This is a genomic window from Mesorhizobium intechi, assembly GCF_002879535.1.
Taxonomy (GTDB): Bacteria; Pseudomonadota; Alphaproteobacteria; order Rhizobiales; family Rhizobiaceae; genus Mesorhizobium; species Mesorhizobium intechi.
In genome coordinates this window covers 1-3588 of the sequence record NZ_PNOT02000096.1, presented here as the reverse complement: position 1 = coordinate 3588, position 3588 = coordinate 1, and the positions used below count along the sequence as shown (strand labels likewise).

4 protein-coding genes are annotated in these 3588 nt (G+C 61.3%); 3 read left to right on the top strand and 1 reads right to left on the bottom strand.

Annotated elements, in window-relative coordinates; all coding sequences use genetic code 11:
* The coding region (locus C1D09_RS08890; protein ID WP_281288549.1) for a 5-formyltetrahydrofolate cyclo-ligase at nucleotides 1-238 on the top strand (238 nt) is incomplete at its 5' end.
* A gap of 32 nt (nucleotides 239-270) precedes the next feature.
* Here C1D09_RS08890 and C1D09_RS08885 read toward each other — a convergent pair.
* Complete coding sequence (locus C1D09_RS08885; protein WP_010909317.1) at nucleotides 271-744, bottom strand: Lrp/AsnC family transcriptional regulator; 474 nt, start codon at nucleotides 742-744, stop codon at nucleotides 271-273.
* 157 nt (nucleotides 745-901) lie between these two features.
* Here C1D09_RS08885 and ald point away from each other — a divergent pair, with 157 nt between their 5' ends.
* Together ald and C1D09_RS08875 are read left to right on the top strand one after the other, a co-directional pair.
* Nucleotides 902-2017: an alanine dehydrogenase gene (gene ald, locus C1D09_RS08880; RefSeq protein WP_143973923.1), complete on the top strand. Its 1116-nt coding sequence runs from the start codon at nucleotides 902-904 to the stop codon at nucleotides 2015-2017.
* Nucleotides 2018-2228: 211 nt separating this feature from the next.
* Nucleotides 2229-3533, top strand: coding sequence for an outer membrane protein (locus tag C1D09_RS08875; protein WP_143973922.1), 1305 nt, complete (start codon nucleotides 2229-2231; stop codon nucleotides 3531-3533).
* The last annotated feature ends 55 nt before the right edge of the window (nucleotides 3534-3588 follow it).

The following is a 3588-nucleotide window of genomic DNA, read 5'->3' as shown; positions in this document are numbered from 1 at the left end:
TATCCCGATCCCGGCTGAGGGCGATCCCGTGCTGCCGGACATCGTCGTCGCGCCGATCGTCGGCATTGACCCGGCAAATTATCGCCTGGGTTATGGCGGCGGGTTCTTCGACCGCACGTTGGCCGCCATGCCGTCCAAGCCGCTGGTCATCGGCGTCGGCTACGAACTGCAGCGCGTTGCCACCATCTATCCGCAGCCGCACGACATTCCGATGGATCGGATCGTGACGGAAGCCTGAAGCCTGTCTGGAGCAAGGTCAGCCCGGGAAGCTCAAGCCATCTCAGGCTTCATGCCCATGGCGGTGCGGTCGACGATTTCGCGCAAGGCGAAGGACGAGTTGATCTTGGTCACATGCGGCATGGCCGATAGCCATTCCTTGTGGATGCGCTCATAGTCGACCAGGTCTTTGGCCGCGATGCGCAGGATGTAGTCGTATTCGCCCGACATCAGGTGGCAGGACAAGACATTGGGGCAACGCTTGATCGCTGCTTCGAAATCCGACAGCGTCTTCTCGAACTGGCCCGACAGCGATATATGCACGATCGCCGTCATCTGATGACCGAGCGCGGCATTGGACAGCCGGGCGTGGTAGCCACGAATGGTTCCGGATTTTTCCAAATTGTCGAGCCGGCGCGAACAGGCCGACTGCGACAGGCCAACCTTCTCGGCGAGCGCGGCATTGGGTATCCTGCCGTCCTTCTGTAAAGTCTCAAGAATGGCGATATCGATCCTGTCTAGCGGCATTTTTCGTGAATCCTGCGAATATCCTGCTATTTCGCGCAAGGATTATCGAAACAGGCCGGGCCGCGCAAGCGCATTCGCAAACACTTGCGAGCCGATTCATGGTTCACTCCCACAATATAGGGAGTGAGCCCAAAAGGGCCCGGATCAGGAGAAGAAAATGCGTGTCGGCTGCCCCAAGGAAATCAAGAACCACGAATATCGCGTCGGCCTCACGCCAGGCTCCGTCCGCGAATATGTGGCGCACGGCCACGAAGTTCTGGTCGAAGCCGGCGCCGGCGCTGGCATCGGTGCCGATGACAATGCCTATCGCGCCGCCGGCGCCACCATCGCCAAGGCCGCCGCCGACGTGTTCGCCAAGTCGGACATGATCGTCAAGGTCAAGGAGCCGCAGCCCAATGAATGGGTTCAGCTGCGCGACGGCCAGATCCTCTACACCTACCTGCATTTGGCTCCGGATCCGGAGCAGACCAAGGGCCTGCTCGCTTCGGGCGTCACCGCGATCGCCTACGAAACCGTGACCGACGATCGTGGCGGCCTGCCGCTGCTCGCGCCGATGTCGGAAGTCGCCGGCCGCCTGTCGATCCAGGCCGGCGCCACGGCGCTGCAGAAGGCGAATGGTGGCCGCGGCGTGCTGCTCGGCGGCGTGCCCGGCGTGCTGCCCGGCAAGGTCACCGTGCTCGGCGGCGGCGTCGTCGGCCTGCACGCGGCCCGCATGGCCGCGGGCCTTGGCGCCGATGTCACCATTATCGACCGCTCGATCCCGCGCCTGCGCCAGCTCGACGACCTTTTCGCCGGCCGTGTGCACACCCGCTACTCCACCGTCGAGGCGCTCGAGGAGGAATGCTTTTCGGCCGACATCGTCGTCGGCGCCGTGCTGATTCCCGGTGCCGCCGCGCCGAAGCTCGTCACCCGCGAAATGCTTTCGGGCATGAAGAAGGGCTCGGTGCTGGTCGACGTCGCCATCGATCAGGGCGGCTGCTTCGAGACCTCGCATGCGACGACCCACGCCGAGCCGACCTACGAGGTCGATGGCGTGATCCACTATTGCGTCGCCAACATGCCAGGTGCGGTGCCGGTCACCTCTGCCCACGCCCTCAACAATGCGACGCTGCACTACGGCCTGCAGCTCGCCGACAAGGGCCTGAAGGCGCTGGTCGACGACCATCACCTGCGCAATGGCCTCAATGTCCACAAGGGCAAGATCACCAACCGGGCGGTCGCCGAAGCGCTCGGCTACGAGCTGGTCGAGCCGAAAGCTGTTCTGGCGGCCTGATACACCCAGAAAAAGTCAACTGGCTATTGTTGCCCGCCGGTCCACGCCGGCGGGCTTATTATTGGCCGATCTGGGGCGGCGCCCTGGGTACGGGCAGAACAGTGTCCGCCGCAGGTTTTGGTTTGCCCAAAACTGTTGCATATTTGTCATTCCTGGTCAGACCGACTCCCTGCTAGAGACGCGGCGGGTTTATTGATTAGGGGTTTGGGCAATGTTGCTTCGCGTTTCTGCGAAATCTTTCCTTTTGGGTGCCGTTTCTGCGGTGGCTTTGATGTCCGCCGCGCATGCCGCTGATGTGGTCCAGCCGGTAGAGGCGTCCGGGTTCAACTGGAGTGGGCTGTATGTCGGCTTCGGCGTGGGTGCTGGTGCCAACGTTCATAAACTCAGCAGCGACTTTATTCCGATTTCGCTGAACGGCATTGGTGGTGAGGGTGTTTACGGCGAGCTGACCGCTGGTTACGACTATATGGTGTCTCCCCGCTTTCTGCTCGGCGGATTGCTGGACGTCCACGTGGGCGATATCAAAACCAAGATCGACGCCGCCGGTTTCAACGCCTCGATCCAGGAGACATACGGTTTCGACGCTGGCCTGCGCGTCGGCTATCTGTTTACCCCGAACACACTGGGTTACGTGCTCGGCGGCTATTCCTGGCAGAAGTACAAGCTCGATACCAATGCCGGCTTCGGCTTTGATTGGGACCAGAGCGGCTACTTCGTCGGCGCAGGCATTGAAACGGCCATCAACAGCAATTGGACGATCAAGACAGAGTACCGCTACACGCGCTTCGGCACCAAGGGGGATCTCCTCTCGGAGGCCGGCCTTATCGGAGCTCCGGATGGCCTTCTCAACCTCGATACGTCACGGCATACATTCCAGATTGCAGCCAACTATCGTTTTGGCGCCCAGAATGGCGGTGGTGCCACTTTTGAAACCCCTGCATACAACTGGACCGGCTTCTATATCGGCGGCGCGGCCGGCGCGGGTGCGTCCGTGCACCAGATCGAAATCCCGCCGCTCGGTGGCGCCAAGTTCAATGGCCTCGGCGGCGAAGGCGCGTTTGGCGAGTTGAACGTTGGTTACGACCAAGACTTCGGCAATTGGGTTGCAGGCGTGATGGTCGACGCCCGCTACTCCGGCATGACCTCGAAGCTGGACCTTGGCGGCGGATCCATCAATGCCGACACCGACTACGGTTTCGACGTGCTCGGCCGCGTCGGCATGAAGATGAACGAATCGACGCTTGCCTACGCACTGGCCGGCTACAGCTGGCAGCATTTTGACATAAATGCTTCCGACCCGACCGGCGATATCCTGGACTGGGGTTCCAGCGGTTTCTCGGTTGGTGGCGGTCTGGAAACAGCAGTATCCAGCAACGTCACGGTCGGCGTCGAGTATCGCTATTCGCAATTCGCCAAGAAGGATTTCTCGTTGGAGTTGGGGCTGCCCGACGACTCCATCACATCCACTTCTTCTTTCCATACCGTGCGTCTCGGCGCGAAGTACAAGTTCAACTAAAAGCCCTCCAGGCAATAGTTGCGGCCCGCCGGCCTAGCCGGCGGGCCTTTTTTTT

Excerpts from the sequence above, each read along its gene's own strand:
- ald (WP_143973923.1), top strand. The coding sequence starts at position 902 with ATGCGTGTCGGCTGCCCCAAGGAAATCAAGAACCACGAATATCGCGTC.
- C1D09_RS08885 (WP_010909317.1), bottom strand. The coding sequence starts at position 744 with ATGCCGCTAGACAGGATCGATATCGCCATTCTTGAGACTTTACAGAAG.
- C1D09_RS08875 (WP_143973922.1), top strand. The coding sequence starts at position 2,229 with ATGTTGCTTCGCGTTTCTGCGAAATCTTTCCTTTTGGGTGCCGTTTCT.